Here is a 17,015-nt window from a genome sequence, read left to right on the forward strand (position 1 = left end):
AGCTGTCGCGGCACTGTCCACACCACGAGTTCCAGGTGTGGAATTCCACCGCTGTAACTTGTCGACAGCTGGGGACGAGCCCTGTGGAGAACTTTCCCTCCCCGTCCGCACGGAAAGGGCGGAGACCCGCCGGGGACGTCAGCGCGGGCGGCCGGCGCCGCGGCGGCGGCGTGCCGCCGCGGTGTAGACGAACGCCACGAGGGCGCCGGTGAGCAGTCCGCCGAGGTGCGCCTGCCAGGCGATGCCGGGGAACACGAAGCCGAAGACGACGTTGATGCCGATGAGGACGGCGACGGGCGTGATCGACTGGCCGAGGTGGCGCTGGAGCACGAACAGGGCGCCGAAGAGCCCGAAGATGCCGCCGGAGGCGCCGACCACGAGGCTCAGGGGGTGGGAGAGCAGCAGGACGCCCACGGAGCCTCCGAGGACGGACAGCAGGAACAGCAGCAGGAACCGGGCACGGCCGAGCGAGGGTTCGAGCATCCGTCCGAAGACGTAGAGCATGTACATGTTCAGGAGCAGGTGGAACGGGCTGGACATCGAGTGCAGGAACCCGCTCGTGAGCATCCGCCACGGTTCGGACGTGGTCGTCACGGGGGCGTAGGCGAACATCTGCAGCAGGCTCAGACCCACGGCCCGGAGCAGCCACTGCAGGGCGTAGACCACCGTGTTGGCGCCGACGAGCCACCAGGTGACGAGCATCGGGGAGCCCTGCGGCGCGCGGCCGCCCAGGCTCGTGCGCAGGGCGGGGCGGGTGCGCGAGGCCTGCTGCACGCAGTCGACGCAGTGGACGCCCACCGCGGCCGCGCGCTGGCACTCGGGGCACGCCGGCCGCCCGCACCGCTGGCACGTGACGTAGGCGGGACGGTCCGGGTGGCGCGGGCACACCGGGACCTCTCCCCCGGTGGACACGCCGTACTGCGGTCGTTCGCCGCTCACTGGAACTCCTCGTGGGCCGGCCTCGGGCCGGGATCGTGGACTGGACGGCAACGGCACAGGCCCGTCCGGATCGCTCCGGACGGGCCTGTGCCGCTGGCCCCGGCGGCGCCGGGGCGGGGATCCTGCTCGGGCCTAGAGCTGCTCGACGTCGATCGAGGTGATCACGCAGTCCTCGACCGGGCGGTCCATGCCGCCGGTGCGGACGTCGTTGAGCTCGTCGACGACCTTCCTGGACTCGTCGTCGGCCACCTCGCCGAAGATGGTGTGCTTGCCCTGCAGCCAGGTGGTGGGGGCGGTGGTGATGAAGAACTGGGACCCGTTGGTGCCCCGGCCGTTGCGCTTGCCCGCGTTGGCCATCGCGAGGATGTAGGGCTCGTTGAAGTTCAGCTCGGGGTGGATCTCGTCGTCGAACTCGTAGCCCGGGCCGCCGATGCCCTGGCCCAGGGGGTCGCCGCCCTGGATCATGAAGTCGCGGATGATGCGGTGGAAGACCACGTCCTGGTACAGGGGACCGGTCTGCTTCTCGCCGGTGCGGGGGTCGCTCCACTCCTGGGTACCGTCCGAGAGACCGATGAAGTTCTTGACGGTCTTCGGAGCGTGGTTGCCGAAGAGGTTCACGACGATGTCGCCGTGGTTGGTGTGGATCGTCGCCTTGGCGGTGGGGATGGCAGAAGTCATGGGCTCATTCTTGCACGGGCCCGGAGGCCTCCCCAGGAGCTCCCACGGCGTTCAGCGCACAGTGAAAAGCCCCGGGATTGCGCGGCAGACCCTCCATCCGGGAGACCACTGCCCGTATGCTGACCATGGATTGTCACGACCCGAGGAGGGATGGATTCATGAGCTTCAAGAAGTCCGAGAGCGAGAAGAAGGCTGCCGCCACGCAGAAGGCCGCCGAGAACAAGGTCCTCGACGCCGGCAAGTGGGCGTCCAAGGAGATCGGTGAGCTCGCGCCCAAGCTCCAGCACAGTGTCGAGGCGGGCGCCGCCGCCCTCGCCGGTGGTGTCGCGACCGCCGGCCCCAAGGTCCAGGAGGGCATCGGCCGGGCCCAGGGTCTCTCCGGTTCCGCGAAGCTGAAGGCGGCCGCCGTGACCGCCCCGGTCGCCGCGAAGGCCGCCCAGACCGCGGGTCCCGTCGCCGCGAAGGCCGCCGACCGCGCCGCGGACAGCCGCGCCGCGATGCAGGCCAAGTACGCCGGTGCGGCCGCCCTGCTCGCGGGCAAGTTCGCGGACGCGGACACCCCGGAGCAGCTCGAGGCCATCGTCGCCAAGCTGACCGGTGACAAGAAGGCCGTGGCCAACGCCAAGAAGGCCGCCTCGAAGGTCGCCAAGGACTACGCCAAGCAGCAGAAGAAGGCCGAGAGCTCGCACAAGGGCCTCCTGGTCCTGGGCCTGCTCGTCGCCGGCGGCGTCGCCGGTGTGGCCGCCTGGAAGGCGTCCCGCCCGGTCGAGGACCCCTGGAAGACTCCCGCGGCCACTTCCCCGCGCGTGACGGCCTCCCCGGTGGGGCAGCAGTCCACCGTGGCCGCCGGCAGCGGTGTGCAGGTCGACGACGTCAAGGACGCCACCACCCCGGCCGGCCAGTCGGGCGGGGTGTCCGAGGCCGCCGCCGAGGTCAAGGACAACGCCCAGGCCGTGGGCGAGGACGCCAAGACCACGATCAACGAGGTCAAGGAGCAGATCCAGGGCAAGAAGGACGACAACGAGTCCTGAGCCCCCCGCTCCCGCCGCAGAGGCCCCCGCTCCCGTCCAGGGAGCGGGGGCCTCTGCCGTGGCCCGGCACTGCGGCCGGGCCCTGGCACCGGTCGGACGGCACGACGGAGGGTGGCCTGCCCCCGGGTACGAGAAATCCCGACCGAGCAGGTGCTCGATCGGGATCCGATGTGGTGGAGGCGAGGGGACTCGAACCCCTAACCCTCTGCTTGCAAAGCAGATGCGCTACCAATTGCGCCACGCCCCCGCAGTGTCCGGACTACTCCACCTCGTCGGTGACGTCCGCCCATGCGGTCCTGTCGGCCTCGGCCTCCCGCAGCTTGGTGAGCACCGCGACCGACGCTCCGACCAGGGCGAGCACCGCAGCCACTTTCCTGTTCACGCCTGCCTCCTGACCTGCGGAATAGGGAACCGTGGGCGTACCAGGAATTGAACCTGGGACCTCTTCGTTATCAGCGAAGCGCTCTAACCGTCTGAGCTATACGCCCTTCCAGCCCTTGCGGACCGAGAAGAAACGATACCGGAGTTGCCGACCCGTGCCAAATCGTCCCGGCGCGGGCCGGCCACCGGTGAGCATCGGGTGCCGGATCAGTCGTCCGTGAGGACGAGGCCGATCCCGCCCACGAGCGCCGCGGCGATGTTGTAAAGCAGCGCCGCGAGCACCGAGAGGGCGGTCAGCAGGATCACGTTGACCACCGAGACGATGGTCGCGAAGATCGCGACCTGGCCGAGCGAGAGGAAGTCCTTGACGTTCAGGGCGCCGCCCGCACCACCGAGCATGCCGAGCAACTCGTTGATGCCGTCGAACATCCCGGTGAGGTCCAGGACGATCCACAGCACCACGGACGCGACCACGGTGATGATCCCGAGCGCCACCGAGAGCAGGAACGCGAGCTTGAGCACCGACCAGGTGTCGACCTTGGACACCACGAGGCGCGCGCGGCGCACCCGCGGGCGCGGGGCCGGGCGGACCAGGCCCTTCGTGGAGCTGCTGGGCCTGCTGCTCTTGGCCGGGCCCGCGGCGGACTTCACGGGCTTGGGCGCGGTCCGGGCGGGCGCCCCGGACTGCGCGGGCGCTGCCGGACCCGACTTGCCCGCGGCACCGGGCCGGGGCGCGGACGCGAGGGGGGCGCGTCCGGACTTGCCGGCGGCGTTGGAGCCGGAACTCGAGCTCATGCGTTACCTCCGTTGTTGTTCGCGTCCAACGCTACTTCATCGTCCGCCGCGTCCCCGGTTCCGGGGACGGAGTCGAGCACGTCGGCCTCGTCGGGCGCCAGGACGTCGGCCGTCTCCATGGACTCGTCCAGCTGCACGTCGATCTCGGCGACGGCCTCGGCGTCGACCTCCTCCGCGATCTCGCGGTCCGCGTTGCGGGCCACGCCCGTGATCGAGTCGCCCTGCGCCGGCTTCGCGAAGATCACGCCCATCGTGTCGCGGCCCTTGGCGGGGACCTCGGAGGCGCCGGTGCGCACGACCTTGCCGGACTCCATGACCACGAGGACCTCGTCCTCCTCGCCCACGATGATGCCGCCGACCAGCCGGCCGCGCTGCTCCGCGAGCTTCGCCACCTTGATGCCGATGCCGCCACGGCCCTGCACCCGGTACTCCTCCACCTTGGTCCGCTTGGCGTAGCCGCCCTCGGTGACCACGAAGACGTAGGCGTCGTCGGTGACCACGTTCGCGGAGAGCAGCTCGTCGCCGTCGCGGAACTTCATGCCGGTGACCCCGGAGGTCGCCCGGCCCATGGGACGCAGCACCTCGTCGCTCGCGGTGAAGCGCAGGGACATGCCGTTGCGGGAGACCAGGAGCAGGTCGTCCTGCGCGGACGCCAGCTGGGCCGAGACCAGCTCGTCGTCCTCGCGCAGGTTGATCGCGATGACCCCGGCCGTGCGGTTGGTGTCGTAGTCCAGCAGCCGGGTCTTCTTCACCAGCCCGTCGCGGGTGGCGAGCACGAGGTACGGGGCGTCCTCGTAGGAGCCCAGCTCCATCACCTGGGCGATCCGCTCCCCCGGCTGGAAGGCCATCAGGTTGGCCACGTGCTGGCCCTTGGAGTCGCGCCCGGCTTCGAGCAGCTCGTAGGCCTTGGTGCGGTAGACCCGGCCCAGGTTGGTGAAGAACAGGATCCAGTTGTGCGTGGTGGTCACGAAGAAGTGCTCGACGACGTCGTCGCCGCGCAGCTGCGCCCCCCTGACCCCCTTGCCGCCGCGGCGCTGGGACCGGTACTGGTCCGAGCGGGTGCGCTTGACGTATCCGCCGCGGGTGATGGTCACGACCATCTCCTCCTCGGGGATCAGGTCCTCCATCGACATGTCGCCGTCGTAGCCGTACTGGATCTCGGAGCGGCGCTCGTCGCCGTAGCGGCTCACGATCTCCTCGAGCTCGGAGGAGATGATCCCGCGCTGGCGCTCCTCGGAGGCGATGATCTCGGTGTACTCGGCGATGAGCCGCTCGAGCTCCGCGTGCCGGTCCTGGATCTTCTGCCGCTCGAGGGCTGCGAGCCGGCGCAGCTGCATGTTGAGGATGGCCTGCGCCTGGTCCTCGTCGATCTGCAGCAGCTCCATCAGCCCGGTGCGGGCGTCGTCGGCCGTCGGGGAGCGGCGGATGAGCGCGATGACCTCGTCGAGGGCGTCGAGGGCCTTGAGCAGGCCGCGCAGGATGTGGGCCTCCGCCTCGGCCTGCCGCAGCCGGTACCGGGTGCGGCGCACGATGACGTCCATCTGGTGGGTGACCCAGTGCCGGATGAAGGCGTCGAGGCTCAGGGTGCGGGGCACTCCGTCCACCAGCGCGAGCATGTTGGCGGAGAAGTTGTCCTGCAGCTGTGTGTGCTTGTAGAGGTTGTTGAGCACCACCTTGGCCACGGCGTCCCGCTTGAGCACGATCACCAGGCGCTGGCCGGTGCGGCCGGAGGTCTCGTCCCGGATGTCGGCGATGCCGGTGATCCGGCCGTCCTTGACGAGGTCGGCGATCTTCATCGCGAGGTTGTCCGGGTTCGCCTGGTAGGGCAGCTCGGTGACCACCAGGCACGTGCGGCCGTGGATCTCCTCGACGCTGACCACGGCCCGCATCGGGATGGAGCCCCGGCCGGTCCGGTAGGCCTCCTCGATGCCCTTGTGCCCCAGGATCTGCGCGCCGGTCGGGAAGTCCGGGCCCTTGATCCGGAGCAGCAGCTCCTCGAGCAGCTCCTCGTTGGAGACCTCCGGGTGCCGGAGGTACCACTGGACGCCGTCGGCGACCTCGCGCAGGTTGTGCGGCGGGATGTTGGTGGCCATGCCCACGGCGATGCCGGAGGAGCCGTTGACCAGCAGATTCGGGAACCGTGACGGCAGCACCGACGGCTCCTGGTTCTTGCCGTCGTAGTTGTCCTGGAAGTCCACGGTCTCCTCGTGGATGTCCCGGACCATCTCCATGGCGACGGGCGCCATCTTGGTCTCGGTGTACCGCGGGGCCGCCGCGCCGTCGTTGCCCGGGGAGCCGAAGTTGCCCTGGCCCAGGGCGAGCGGGTAGCGCATCACCCAGTGCTGGATCAGGCGGACGAGGGCGTCGTAGATCGCGGAGTCGCCGTGCGGGTGGTACTGGCCCATGACCTCGCCCACCACGCGGGCGCACTTGTTGAAGGAGCGGTCCGGGCGGTAGCCGCCGTCGTACATCGCGTAGAGGACGCGGCGGTGGACCGGCTTCAGCCCGTCCCGGACGTCCGGGAGGGCGCGGCCGACGATGACGGCCATGGCGTAGTCCAGGTAGGACCGCTGCATCTCGGTCTGCAGGTCCACCTGCTCCACGCGGTCGGTCAGCACGGGGGAGGTCTCGAGGTCGCCGGCGGGACCGGTGGCCTCCGGGTTCTGTCCGTCCTGGGTCTCGTCACTCATGCGGTCTTTCCGTTCTGTCTGCTGGTTCTCGGTGTCCTGCGCGGGCCCTGGTCACGGAGCTGCATGCCGTGCCGGGCATATGCCGCGGATCAGATGTCGAGGAACCGGATGTCCTTGGCGTTCTGCTGGATGAACTCGCGGCGGGACTCGACGTCCTCGCCCATGAGCACGGAGAAGATCTGGTCGGCGGCGGCCGCGTCCTCCATGGTCACCTGGAGCAGGGTGCGGTGCTCGGGGTCCATCGTGGTGTCCCACAGCTCGGTGTAGTCCATCTCGCCGAGACCCTTGTAGCGCTGGATGCCGTTGTCCTTGGGGATGCGCTGGTTGTTGGCCAGCCCCCGCGCCAGGACCTGGTCCCGCTCGGCGTCCGTGTAGACGTAGTCGTGCGGGGCGTTGGACCACTTGATCCGGTACAGCGGAGGCTGGGCCAGGTAGACGAACCCGTGCTCGATCAGCGGGCGCATGAACCGGAACAGCAGCGTCAGCAGCAGCGTGGTGATGTGCTGGCCGTCGACATCGGCGTCGGCCATCAGCACGATCTTGTGGTACCGCGCCTTGGCGATGTCGAAGTCGTCGCCGATGCCCGCGCCGAAGGCGGTGATCATCGACTGGACCTCGGTGTTGGACAGCGCCCGGTCGAGCCGCGCGCGCTCGACGTTGAGGATCTTGCCGCGCAGCGGCAGGATCGCCTGGTGCGCGGGGTCCCGCCCCTGGACCGCGGAGCCGCCCGCGGAGTCTCCCTCCACGATGTAGATCTCGGACAGCGACGGGTCCTTGGACGAGCAGTCCTTGAGCTTGCCGGGCATCCCGCCCGACTCCAGGAGGCCCTTGCGACGGGTCGTCTCGCGCGCCTTGCGGGCCGCGAGCCGGGCCTGCGAGGCGTTGATGGCCTTGCGGATGATCTCCTTCGCGGGGGCCGGGTTCTGCTCCAGCCAGGCGCCGAAGCGCTCGTTGACCTCGCGCTGCACGAAGGTCTTCGCCTCGGAGTTGCCGAGCTTGGTCTTCGTCTGGCCCTCGAACTGCGGCTCGGCGAGCTTGATCGAGATGACCGCGGTCAGTCCCTCGCGCACGTCGTCTCCGGTGAGGTTCTCGTCCTTGTCCCGCAGGAGCTTGTTCTCCCGGGCGTACCGGTTCACCAGCGAGGTCATGGCCGAGCGGAAGCCCTCCTCGTGGGTGCCGCCCTCGTGGGTGTTGATCGTGTTCGCGTAGGTGTGCACCGACTCGGTGTAGGCGGTGGTCCACTGCATGGCGAGCTCGAGGGACATCCTGCGGTCGGTGTCCTCCGACTCGATCGCGATGACGTCGTCGTGGACGAGGTTGGCCTTCTTGGACGTGTTCAGGAAGGTGACGTAGTCGAGCAGGCCGTGGTCGTACTTGTAGACGACCCGCCGGTGGCCGGAGTCGTTCTCGTCCTCGTGGTTGAACCGGTGGACGTCGGTGCCGCCGTCGCGGCCCTCGACCGGCTCGGACTCCGCGTGGACCGCGGTGCGGTCGGAGGCGGAGCCGGCGATCTCCTCACCGGACTCCTCGGCGGCGCGCTCGTCCGTGAGGCTGATCTTGAGGCCCTTGTTGAGGAAGGCCATCTGCTGGAACCGCGCCCGCAGGGTCTCGAAGTCGAAGTCGACCGTCTCGAAGATCTCGGGGTCCGGGTAGAAGACCTGCGTGGTGCCCGTCTCCTCGGTCTCCTGGGCCCGGACCAGCTCGCCCTGGGGCCGTCCGCCGTCGGCGAAGACCATCCGCCAGACGTGGCCCTGTCGCCGCACCTCGGTCTCCACGCGTCGGGACAGGGCGTTGACCACGGAGATGCCCACCCCGTGCAGACCGCCGGAGACGGCGTAGCCCCCGCCGCCGAACTTGCCGCCGGCGTGCAGGATCGTCATGACGACCTCGACGGTCGGCCGGCCCTCGGTGGGGTGGATGTCCACGGGGATGCCGCGGCCGTTGTCGACGACCTTCACGCCGCCGTCGGCCTGCAGCGAGACCTCGATGTGGTCGCAGTAGCCGGCCAGGGCCTCGTCGACCGAGTTGTCGACCACCTCGTACACGAGGTGGTGCAGCCCGCGCGGGCCGGTCGAGCCGATGTACATGCCGGGTCGCTTCCGGACGGCCTCGAGCCCCTCCAGGACGGTGATGTCACCGGCACCGTACTCGCGCTTCTGCGGATCCTCTGTTGCCACGGGTTCCTGGCTCCTCCTGTTGGGCGTTCCGGCCGCTCCGGACAGCACAAGAGAACGCCGATGAGACGTTCTGCGGCTCATCGGCTCCTGCGGGGTCGGAACGGTTCGACGGCTCCGGACGCCCGCGCCGCGGGCATGGTGCCGCGGTCGGCCGTGGGGCCCGGTCCGTCGTTCGCTGTCTGGAACCGATTCTATCGGAAAACGACGAGCCAGGGGTGACCCCAGGTGCCCCTGAGCGGCCGGAAAAGGCCCTCAGGACGAATCTTCCTGCTCTCCACCACCAGCGGATCGTGCCCGGGGTGCCGCAGCGCGCCACGAGGCCGCTCAGCGTTCCGGGGCGCGGGGCTCATCCGTAGGTGTCGCGGGGGCCCCTGCCCTGCACCGAGCGGCGGCCGCGCTTCCAGCTCGGCGCCGCCGGGCCGAGGATCTCGATCCGGGTGACGATCCCCTCCCCCAGCTGCTCGTCGAACATGCGCAGCAGCTGCGGGAGCATCAGCCGCAGGTTGGCGGCGTACGCGGTGGAGTCGCAGCGGACCCGCACCACGGTCTCGTCGAAGCTCTCCGGCCGGCAGTGCCCGGCGATCCCCGGTCCCACGAGCTCGTCCCAGCGGGAGAGCACCGAGCCGACCGCCACCGGCGACTTCCACCCGCGCCCCGACACGAGGGAGTCCAGCACGGAACCGACGCCCCGGGGGTCGCGGGCGGAGCGTCCCGCGCCGGAGTACCCGCCGAGCGCCCGCGGGTCCACGTCGTTGCCCCGGCGCCCGAGCCGGTCGGCGGGGGACGCGGTGGCGGACTCCATCGCGGCCCCGAAGTTCTTGAGGTTGCGCCGCGCGGCCGCGCCGTAGAGCCGCCCGTCCCCCCGGGCCTCGGCGGCGTGACGCATCCGGGTCAGCAGCGCCGCCGGCGCGTCGATCTCGTCCTCGATCCGCACGACGTTCTCCTCGGGGACCGGGGCTTCCGCCGGGCGGTCCTCGGGGACCGGGGAACGGTCCCCGGGCTCGGGCCCGCTCACGACGGCGGCTCCGGAGCGGCGTCCGGGCCGGTCCCGGCGGTCGGCTGCTCGTCGTCCCGCACGGCGGTGCCGGGCCCGACCCGCACCACGTCGTGCGGCCCGGCGACCAGCTCGGCGGGCAGGTCCTCCTCGACCGCGGCGGTGACCAGCACCTGCTCGGCGGAGGCCACGATCGCGGCCAGGCGGCTCCGGCGCCGCGCGTCGAGCTCCGCGAACACGTCGTCCAGGACGAGGATCGGCGCGGCGCCCTCGGTGGGGTCGTCCGCGAGGTGGACGTACCAGGAGCCCAGCCGGAGGGCGAGGGCGTAGGACCACGTCTCCCCGTGGGAGGCGTAGCCGCGCGCGGGGGCCTCGCCGAGCACCAGCTCGAGCTCGTCACGGTGCGGGCCGATCAGGGTGAGGCCCCGTTCGAGCTCCCGCTGCTCCGAGCTCTCGCACGCCTCGAGGATCAGCCGGTGGAGGTCCGCCGGGGTGAAGCCGCGCAGCTGCTCGACGTCCCCGCCGGCGCTCTCGGGCAGCACCGAGGAGACGTAGCGCAGCGTGGTCGACTTCGTGCCGTCGGTGAGCTGGTCGTAGGCCGTGGCCACCTGCGGGGCCAGGGCGTCGACGAGCTGCAGGCGCGCGTGCAGGATGACGGCCCCGGCACGGGCGAACTGGTCGTTCCACGCGGCCAGCGTCGAGCGGTGGGTCTCGGTGAAGCGCCCGCTCCGGCGGGCGGACTTCAAGAGTGCGTTGCGCTGTTTGAGGACCTTCTCGTAGTCGGCCATCGTCCCGGCGAGGACCGGGCGCATGGACCGGGCGAGGTCGTCGAGGAAGCGTCTCCGGTGGGAGGGGTCGCCCTTGACCAGTGCGAGGTCCTCCGGGGAGAACAGCACGGTCCGCACGATGCCGAGCGCGTCGCGGGCCCGGACCGGGGCCGCACGGTTGATGCGCACCCGGTTGGCCCGGCCGTCGTTGAGCTCCAGCTCGAGGACCGTCTGCTGGGTCCCGCGCCGCACGCGGACCCGGACGATCGCGCGCTCGGCGCCGAAGCGGATCAGCGGTCCGTCGGAGGACACGCGGTGGGAGGAGAGACCGGCCGTGTAGTCCAGGGCCTCGACGATGTTCGTCTTGCCCACGCCGTTCGGGCCCACGAACACGGTGGTCCCGGGCCCCAGACGGATGTCCAGGAGGTCATACGTCCGGTAGTCCAGCAGGGAGAGGTGGTCGACGAACACGCCCGGATCAGCCGCTTCGGATTCCGCGCCGGCGGGTCACTGGCTGGGCAGCCGGACCGGCATCAGGAGGTACTTGTAGTCGTCCTTGTCCTCGCCCTCGGGCTCGGCCTGGGCGGAGAGCACGGCCGGCTTCGGCGGGGCCGTGAAGGAGAACCGGACGTAGTCGGAGGCGAAGGCGTGCAGCCCTTCGGACAGGTACGTGGGGTTGAAGGCCACCGTGATGTCCTCGCCGGTGAGGTGGGCGTCCAGCACCTCGGAGGCCTGGGCGTCCTCGCCGGTGCCGGCGTCCAGGGCCACCTGACCCTCGGTGAAGGCGAGGCGGACGGGGGTGTTCCGCTCGGCCACGAGCGAGACGCGCCGGACGGCCTCGACGAGCTCGCTGGTGCGCACGGCCGCGGTGATCGGGGTGTGCTCGGGGAACAGCGAACGGATCTTGGGGTACTCGCCGTCGATGAGCAGGCTCGTGGTCCGGCGGCCCCCCGACTCGAAGCCGACCAGCTCCGCGGAGTCGGACAGCGCGATGTTGATGTCCCCGGCGGAGCCGAGGGTCTTGGCGATGTCGTTGAGGGTGCGGGCCTTGATTAGGGCTGCGGTCGAGATGTCCTGGGCGCCGGGCCGCCAGGTCAGCTCGCGCATGGCGAGCCGGTACCGGTCGGTGGCCAGGAGGGTCATCTTCTCGCCCTCGATCTCCATCCGCACGCCGGTGAGGATCGGCAGGGTGTCGTCCTTGCTCGCGGCGATGTTCACCTGGGCCACGGCGTGGGCGAACTCGTTGCCGGGGACCACGCCGGAGACGTCGGGGAGGGCCGGCAGCTCGGGGTAGTCCCCCACGGGCATCGCGGCCAGGTTGAACCGGGAGGACCGGCACGTGAGGGTGACCTTGCCCTCGTCGGCCTGGACCTCGACCGGTGCGGAGGGCAGCGAACGGCAGATGTCGGCGAGCAGCCGTCCGGAGACGAGGGTGGTCCCCTCCTCCTGGACGTCGGCGCTGATCGAGAGCCGGGCCGAGATCTCGTAGTCGAAGCTCGCGATGGACAGGGATCCGCCCTCCGCCCGGATGAGCAGACCGGACAGCACGGGGACTGGGGGCCGAGGAGAGAGGGACCGGGCGGTCCAGGTCACGGCCTCGGCGAGAACATCGCGTTCGACGGAGAACTTCACGAGAGGTTGCTGCCTTTCAGTCTGAGCAGGGGCGGCGGAGCCCACGTCCTGGAGCACGGTGCCCGTTGCTCCGCGAGGTGCGGACCGGGTCTTCGCCCTCTGCATCGTATCGGTCCGCCGAAGCGTGCGGCCATTCGGCCGTGCGTGGCGGACTTCTTGTCGTTTGCCGGCCCGGACGGGGCCTCGGCCACAGGATTCTTGTTGTTTGGCCGGAGAGTTCTTTAAGGATGGGAGTGTTAATAACCCCTGTGGAATCTGTGGATAAGTGCCGCTCGGCCACGTTCCGCCCGGCGTGGGCCTGTTGACTTCCTGTGCGTCGCGGTCCACCGAACTGCCGGTGCCCGGTGGACGAGATCCGCGTGATTCCGGGGGTTCCACAGGGTCCGGCGGAGTTGTGCCGAGGTTCTCCACCGGGAACCGGAGGTATTCCACAATTTTATCCACAGGTGTGGGTTCTGTCCTGTGCACAGCCGCTCCACAGCAGCTCCTCCCCCTGTGCAGAAGGGGGTCTCCGGGCCCGGAACGGCGCGGAAAAAGGCTGTGGACGAACTACAAGAAACGGGCCCACCGGAGTTCCGGTGGGCCCGTGGAGCAGGGGTGCGGACCGTTCAGCCCTCGCGCTGCTGCTGCTTGATCCGGTTCGTCAGCTCGGTGACCTGGTTGAAGATCTGCCGGCGCTCGGCCATCAGGGTGCGGATCTTGCGGTCGGCGTGCATCACCGTGGTGTGGTCGCGCCCGCCCAGCTCCTGACCGATCTTCGGCAGGGACATGTCGGTGAGCTCGCGCAGCAGGTACATCGCGATCTGCCGTGCGGTGACCAGGGTGCGGGTGCGGGACTTGCTCTTGAGCTCCTCGAGGGTGATGTCGAAGTACACCGCGGTCTGGGCCAGGATCGAGGCCGCCGTGATCTCCTGGGCGCCGTCGTCGGTGATCAGGTCCTTGAGGACCAGCTCCGCCAGGGGCAGGTCCACCGCCTGCTTGTTCAGCGAGGCGAACGCGGTGACGCGGATCAGGGCGCCCTCGAGCTCGCGGATGTTGGTGGAGATGTGCGAGGCGATGTACTCCAGCACGTCGTCGGGGGCGTCCATGCCCTCGCTGGTGGCCTTCTTGCGCAGGATCGCGATGCGCGTCTCGAGCTCCGGGGGCTGCACGTCGGTGATCAGGCCCCACTCGAACCGGGAGCGCATGCGCTCGGCGAAGCCGGTGAGCTGCTTGGGCGGCATGTCCGAGGTGATCACGATCTGCTTCTCGTGGTTGTGCAGCGCGTTGAAGGTGTGGAAGAACTCCTCCTGCGTGTGCTCCTTGCCCGCGAGGAACTGGATGTCGTCGATCAGCAGCATGTCCACGTTGCGGTAGATCTCCTTGAAGGAGGAGCCCTCGTCGTCGCGGATCGAGTTGATGAAGTCGTTGGTGAACTCCTCGGAGTTCACGTAGCGCACGCGGACCTGCGGATAGAGGCGCTTGGCGTAGTGGCCGATGGCGTGCAGCAGGTGCGTCTTGCCCAGGCCGGACTCCCCGTAGATGAACAGGGGGTTGTACGCCTTCGCCGGGGTCTCGGCCACCGCGAAGGCCGCGGCGTGGGCGAACCGGTTGGACTGGCCGATCACGAAGGAGTCGAAGACGTACTTCGGGTTCAGCCGCGCCGAGCTGTCCCACTCCCCCACCACCGCGGGTGCGGTGCCGGTGTCCCGGAGGGGACGCCGGGGTGGAGCGGCCTGCGGGTCGCGCGGCGGGGGCAGGGGCCGGTCACCGGCGTCCAGGGCGGGACGGGGCGCCGGCTCCGGGCGCGCGGCGGCGAAGCCCAGCATCTGCTGGTCGATCCCCACGGCGTCGGCGGTGCTGCCGTGGTCGACCAGGGCGGGCCCGTCGGTGCGGTTGCGCTCGGCCTCGAGCTCGCTGATCGGCGGCAGCGACGCCGCCGGCGGCCCCGGCTCCGGAGCGGGGACGGCCTCGAGATCGGCGTCGACGACGAACGCCACGAGCGTCTCGGGGCTGAACGCCCGTCCCACCGAGGAGCGGAGGACGGACGCCATCTGGTTCTGGAAGAACTCGCGGGTCAGCTCGTTGGGGACCGCGACGAGCAGCGTGGTGCCGATGAGACCCTGCGGCTGGGCCAGGGAGATGAAGCCCCGGTAGCGACCGGTGGTCATGGGGTCCTCGTACATGTACTGCACGCATTCGGCCCACTGCGCACTGAGCGCCTGATTGTCCTGCGTGCCCACGCGTACTCCTGCTGTCGTCGAGATGTCATCGAATAGTCGTCGAGATGTCGTCGGGATGACGAGGCGGTCGGCGGGCCGTTTGACGGGTCGTCCCTGCCCCGCGTCGGGAGCTTTGTCCACAGAGGTGTTCACAGCAGTGGAAAAGCCGTCGGGGGCCGGCCGCGAGTGCCAGCCTAGAACATGCGCGGAAGCTGGTCATAGCCGTATTCCAGGGGCCGGAGGAACTACAGACGTGTAGTTCACCCCCTGTTCCGCGCCGTTCCGGGGCCGTGGGCGCAGAAGTTTTCCACAGGATGTGATGAAGATCCGTGCACAGCTGTGGGTAAGATGTGAACTGCACAGCACCACCCGGCCCGCGGAGGCCGGACCACCACCCGCCCGGGCTCCCCGCACGCCTCCCGGGTCCACCGGAGGATCCGGGCCCCGTCCCCGTCCTGCGCTGATTTGACCGACCCCTGACCGTTGTCTAGGGTGAACTAGTCTTTTGTGTCCACTGTCATGCCCATCCGCATGCTCGGACGCATCCACCAGCACTGCTGTGCCCGCCCGCTCGACCCACCGATCCGGTGCGCCGAGGACCATGCGGGCACACACCCTGACGCCTTTGGAGTAACCAGTGAGCAAGCGGACTTTTCAGCCGAATAACCGCCGTCGCGCCAAGAAGCACGGCTTCCGTGCCCGGATGCGCACCCGCGCCGGCCGCGCCATCCTCGCCGCCCGCCGCAGCAAGGGCCGCACCGAGCTCTCCGCCTGAGCCGGCCCGTGTCGGTGCCGGCGTCCCGGACGACCACCCGTCCTCGGGTGGTCGGCGGCGTGCCGGGACCGCCGGAGCACCGGGCCCGTCAGGAGCAGGACCGTGCTTCCTGAACAGCACCGGATCCGGACCTCGGCCCAGTTCTCGGCCACCACGCGTTCCGGCGCCCGCAACGGGCGCCGGAACGTCGTCGTATATGTGCGCCCCACCGCCGAGGAGCGGCCCGCCCGCTTCGGGTTCGTCGTCTCGAAGGCCGTGGGCAACGCCGTCCGGCGCAACAAGGTGAAACGGCGCCTGCGGGAGCTCGCCCAGACCACGGTCAGGCAGGCCCCGTACGGTTACGACGTGGTGGTGCGGGCGCTCCCGCCGGCCTCCGCCGCGGACTGGGCGGAGCTGACCGCCGACTACGCCAAGGCGTGGCGGACGGCGTCCTCGCGGGCCGGGCTCCCCCGGGCCGCGACCGGGCCGCTCCCGGCAGAAGACCACCGATCCGGACGGGAGGAGCCAGAGTCATGAGCGAGCACGCCCATGGGCACGAAGACCTCCTCTCGGCGGCTCCCGAGGAGTACGTCCGCACGGCGTCGGCGTGGCAGGCCCTCTGGTTCCTGCCGCAGAACGCACTCATCGCGGGTCTGAAGCTCTACCGGACCATCGTCTCCCCCCTGTACGGGGACGTCTGCCGGTACTTCCCCTCCTGCTCGGCCTACGCGCTGGAGTCCGTCACGGTGCACGGCGCCGTGCGCGGGCTCGGTCTCAGCGTCCGCAGGCTCCTGCGCTGCCATCCCTGGGCGGCCGGTGGGATCGACAGGGTCCCGGACGGCGGTCGGGCCTTCCCCGACTTCGCGTCCCTGCCCAAGATCGTCCTGCTGAACCACCCCACCCTCGCTGAGCGCCACCAGCACCACCCCGCCGGAGGCATCGGTCCCGCGGCCCAAGGAGAGCTTTCCCCATGAACCTGTTCGAACTGATCCTCTTCCCCTTCAGGTGGGTCGTCTCCGCCGTGCTGTGGGTCTTCCACGAGCTGCTCACCGCCGTCGGGATGGACCCGTCCGCGGGCATCACCTGGGTGCTCTGCATCGTGGGCCTCACCCTGGTCATGCGCACGCTGACCATTCCGCTGTTCCTCAAGCAGATCAAGTCCATGCGCGGCATGCAGGAGCTGCAGCCGGAGATGGCCAAGCTCCAGGCCAAGTACAAGGGCAAGAAGGACCAGCTCTCCCGCCAGGCCATGGCGCAGGAGCAGATGGAGCTCTACAAGAGCCACGGCTCCAACCCGTTCTCCGCGTGCCTGCCCATCCTGGTGCAGATGCCGATCTTCTTCGGCCTCTTCCAGGTGCTCAACGGCGTTCCCGCCGCCGCGTCGGCCCGTGAGTCCCTGCACGTCCTGAACCCGGCCACGGTGCAGTCCTTCAACGAGGCGACCTTCTTCGGCGCGCCCCTGTTCTCCACCCTGCTCAACCCGGGCGACGGCAACAACGTCGCGACGATCGTGCTGGCGATCGTGATGATCATCGCGATGTCCGCCTCGCAGTTCTTCACCCAGAAGCAGCTGACGGCCAAGAACATGAGCGAGACCGCCAAGGCCTCCCCCATGTACCGCCAGCAGCAGATGATGCTCTACCTGTTCCCGCTCGTCTTCGCGATCGGCGGCATCAACTTCCCCATCGGCGTCCTCATCTACTGGACCGTCTCCAACATCTGGTCGATGGGCCAGCAGTGGTGGGTCATCCGCAACAACCCCACCCCTGGCTCCCAGGCCGAGCAGGAGCTCAACGAGCGCCGCGCCGCCAAGGGCCTGCCCCCGGTCGGCAAGACCCAGGAGGAGCACGAGGCGGAGATCGAGGAGCAGCGTGCCCGGGCCGCCGCCGGGCAGCGCCAGCAGCCGGTCGGCAAGAAGCGGCAGCGGCAGCAGGCGAAGAAGAAACAGGCGCGTTGACCGCTGCGGGTCACCCCGC

At 69.8% G+C, this 17,015-nt stretch carries 15 protein-coding genes and 2 tRNA genes; 5 read left to right on the forward strand and 12 right to left on the reverse strand.

The genetic code is table 11. The features are described 5' to 3' along the window. Positions 1-138: 138 nt before the first annotated feature. Positions 139-939 carry a rhomboid family intramembrane serine protease gene (locus RE027_RS07550; protein WP_368807640.1) on the reverse strand — a complete coding sequence of 267 codons (801 nt, stop codon included), beginning with the start codon at positions 937-939 and terminating at the stop codon, positions 139-141. A gap of 132 nt (positions 940-1,071) precedes the next feature. Further along, positions 1,072-1,617, reverse strand: coding sequence for a peptidylprolyl isomerase (locus RE027_RS07555; protein ID WP_368807641.1), 546 nt, complete (start codon positions 1,615-1,617; stop codon positions 1,072-1,074). Between the two features lie 158 nt (positions 1,618-1,775). Here RE027_RS07555 and RE027_RS07560 point away from each other — a divergent pair, with 158 nt between their 5' ends. Further along, positions 1,776-2,648, forward strand: a complete 873-nt coding sequence (locus RE027_RS07560; protein WP_368807642.1) for a hypothetical protein — start codon at positions 1,776-1,778, stop codon at positions 2,646-2,648. A gap of 171 nt (positions 2,649-2,819) precedes the next feature. Here RE027_RS07560 and RE027_RS07565 read toward each other — a convergent pair. The 10 genes from RE027_RS07565 to dnaA all read right to left on the reverse strand — a co-directional run bounded on the left by RE027_RS07565 (position 2,820) and on the right by dnaA (position 14,249). Further along, positions 2,820-2,895 (reverse strand) — tRNA-Ala (locus tag RE027_RS07565). Between the two features lie 12 nt (positions 2,896-2,907). Beyond that, the gene (locus RE027_RS07570) at positions 2,908-3,030 is read right to left on the reverse strand and encodes a hypothetical protein (protein WP_368807643.1); all 123 of its coding nucleotides are present in this window, start codon (positions 3,028-3,030) and stop codon (positions 2,908-2,910) included. A gap of 32 nt (positions 3,031-3,062) precedes the next feature. Next, positions 3,063-3,136 (reverse strand) — tRNA-Ile (locus RE027_RS07575). Between the two features lie 100 nt (positions 3,137-3,236). After that, positions 3,237-3,824: a DUF3566 domain-containing protein gene (locus tag RE027_RS07580; RefSeq protein ID WP_368807644.1), complete on the reverse strand. Its 588-nt coding sequence runs from the start codon at positions 3,822-3,824 to the stop codon at positions 3,237-3,239. Beyond that, complete coding sequence (gene gyrA, locus RE027_RS07585; protein WP_368807645.1) at positions 3,821-6,514, reverse strand: DNA gyrase subunit A; 2,694 nt, start codon at positions 6,512-6,514, stop codon at positions 3,821-3,823. The genes RE027_RS07580 and gyrA overlap by 4 nt, the downstream gene beginning before the upstream one ends. Positions 6,515-6,603: 89 nt before the next feature. Next, complete coding sequence (gene gyrB / locus RE027_RS07590; protein ID WP_368807646.1) at positions 6,604-8,691, reverse strand: DNA topoisomerase (ATP-hydrolyzing) subunit B; 2,088 nt, start codon at positions 8,689-8,691, stop codon at positions 6,604-6,606. A 346-nt stretch (positions 8,692-9,037) separates the two neighbouring features. Further along, on the reverse strand, positions 9,038-9,706 hold the full coding sequence (locus RE027_RS07595; RefSeq protein WP_387920455.1) for a DciA family protein: 669 nt from the start codon (positions 9,704-9,706) through the stop codon (positions 9,038-9,040). Continuing rightward, the gene (gene recF / locus RE027_RS07600; protein ID WP_368807647.1) at positions 9,703-10,923 is read right to left on the reverse strand and encodes a DNA replication/repair protein RecF; all 1,221 of its coding nucleotides are present in this window, start codon (positions 10,921-10,923) and stop codon (positions 9,703-9,705) included. Before recF ends, RE027_RS07595 begins: the two co-directional genes overlap by 4 nt. Positions 10,924-10,959: 36 nt before the next feature. After that, the gene (dnaN, locus tag RE027_RS07605; RefSeq protein ID WP_368807648.1) at positions 10,960-12,084 is read right to left on the reverse strand and encodes a DNA polymerase III subunit beta; all 1,125 of its coding nucleotides are present in this window, start codon (positions 12,082-12,084) and stop codon (positions 10,960-10,962) included. A gap of 608 nt (positions 12,085-12,692) precedes the next feature. After that, on the reverse strand, positions 12,693-14,249 hold the full coding sequence (gene dnaA, locus RE027_RS07610; protein ID WP_387920531.1) for a chromosomal replication initiator protein DnaA: 1,557 nt from the start codon (positions 14,247-14,249) through the stop codon (positions 12,693-12,695). A 673-nt stretch (positions 14,250-14,922) separates the two neighbouring features. Between dnaA and rpmH the strand changes: the two genes are divergently transcribed. The 4 genes from rpmH to yidC all read left to right on the forward strand — a co-directional run bounded on the left by rpmH (position 14,923) and on the right by yidC (position 16,996). Then, a complete protein-coding gene (gene rpmH, locus RE027_RS07615; RefSeq protein WP_019181680.1) occupies positions 14,923-15,060 on the forward strand; it encodes a 50S ribosomal protein L34 in 138 nt (45 codons plus the stop codon). A gap of 102 nt (positions 15,061-15,162) precedes the next feature. Further along, the gene (gene rnpA, locus RE027_RS07620; RefSeq protein WP_368807649.1) at positions 15,163-15,576 is read left to right on the forward strand and encodes a ribonuclease P protein component; all 414 of its coding nucleotides are present in this window, start codon (positions 15,163-15,165) and stop codon (positions 15,574-15,576) included. Then, positions 15,573-16,013 carry a membrane protein insertion efficiency factor YidD gene (gene yidD, locus RE027_RS07625; protein ID WP_368807650.1) on the forward strand — a complete coding sequence of 147 codons (441 nt, stop codon included), beginning with the start codon at positions 15,573-15,575 and terminating at the stop codon, positions 16,011-16,013. The genes rnpA and yidD overlap by 4 nt, the downstream gene beginning before the upstream one ends. Then, the gene (gene yidC / locus RE027_RS07630; protein ID WP_368807651.1) at positions 16,010-16,996 is read left to right on the forward strand and encodes a membrane protein insertase YidC; all 987 of its coding nucleotides are present in this window, start codon (positions 16,010-16,012) and stop codon (positions 16,994-16,996) included. The genes yidD and yidC overlap by 4 nt, the downstream gene beginning before the upstream one ends. Positions 16,997-17,015: the final 19 nt, after the last annotated feature.

The organism is Kocuria sabuli (assembly GCF_040981185.1).
Lineage (GTDB): Bacteria > Actinomycetota > Actinomycetes > Actinomycetales > Micrococcaceae > Kocuria > Kocuria sabuli.

Excerpts from the sequence above, each read along its gene's own strand:
- RE027_RS07560 (WP_368807642.1), top strand. The coding sequence starts at position 1,776 with ATGAGCTTCAAGAAGTCCGAGAGCGAGAAGAAGGCTGCCGCCACGCAG.
- gyrA (WP_368807645.1), bottom strand. The coding sequence starts at position 6,514 with ATGAGTGACGAGACCCAGGACGGACAGAACCCGGAGGCCACCGGTCCC.
- dnaA (WP_387920531.1), bottom strand. The coding sequence starts at position 14,249 with ATGTACGAGGACCCCATGACCACCGGTCGCTACCGGGGCTTCATCTCC.
- yidD (WP_368807650.1), top strand. The coding sequence starts at position 15,573 with ATGAGCGAGCACGCCCATGGGCACGAAGACCTCCTCTCGGCGGCTCCC.
- RE027_RS07580 (WP_368807644.1), bottom strand. The coding sequence starts at position 3,824 with ATGAGCTCGAGTTCCGGCTCCAACGCCGCCGGCAAGTCCGGACGCGCC.
- yidC (WP_368807651.1), top strand. The coding sequence starts at position 16,010 with ATGAACCTGTTCGAACTGATCCTCTTCCCCTTCAGGTGGGTCGTCTCC.
- RE027_RS07555 (WP_368807641.1), bottom strand. The coding sequence starts at position 1,617 with ATGACTTCTGCCATCCCCACCGCCAAGGCGACGATCCACACCAACCAC.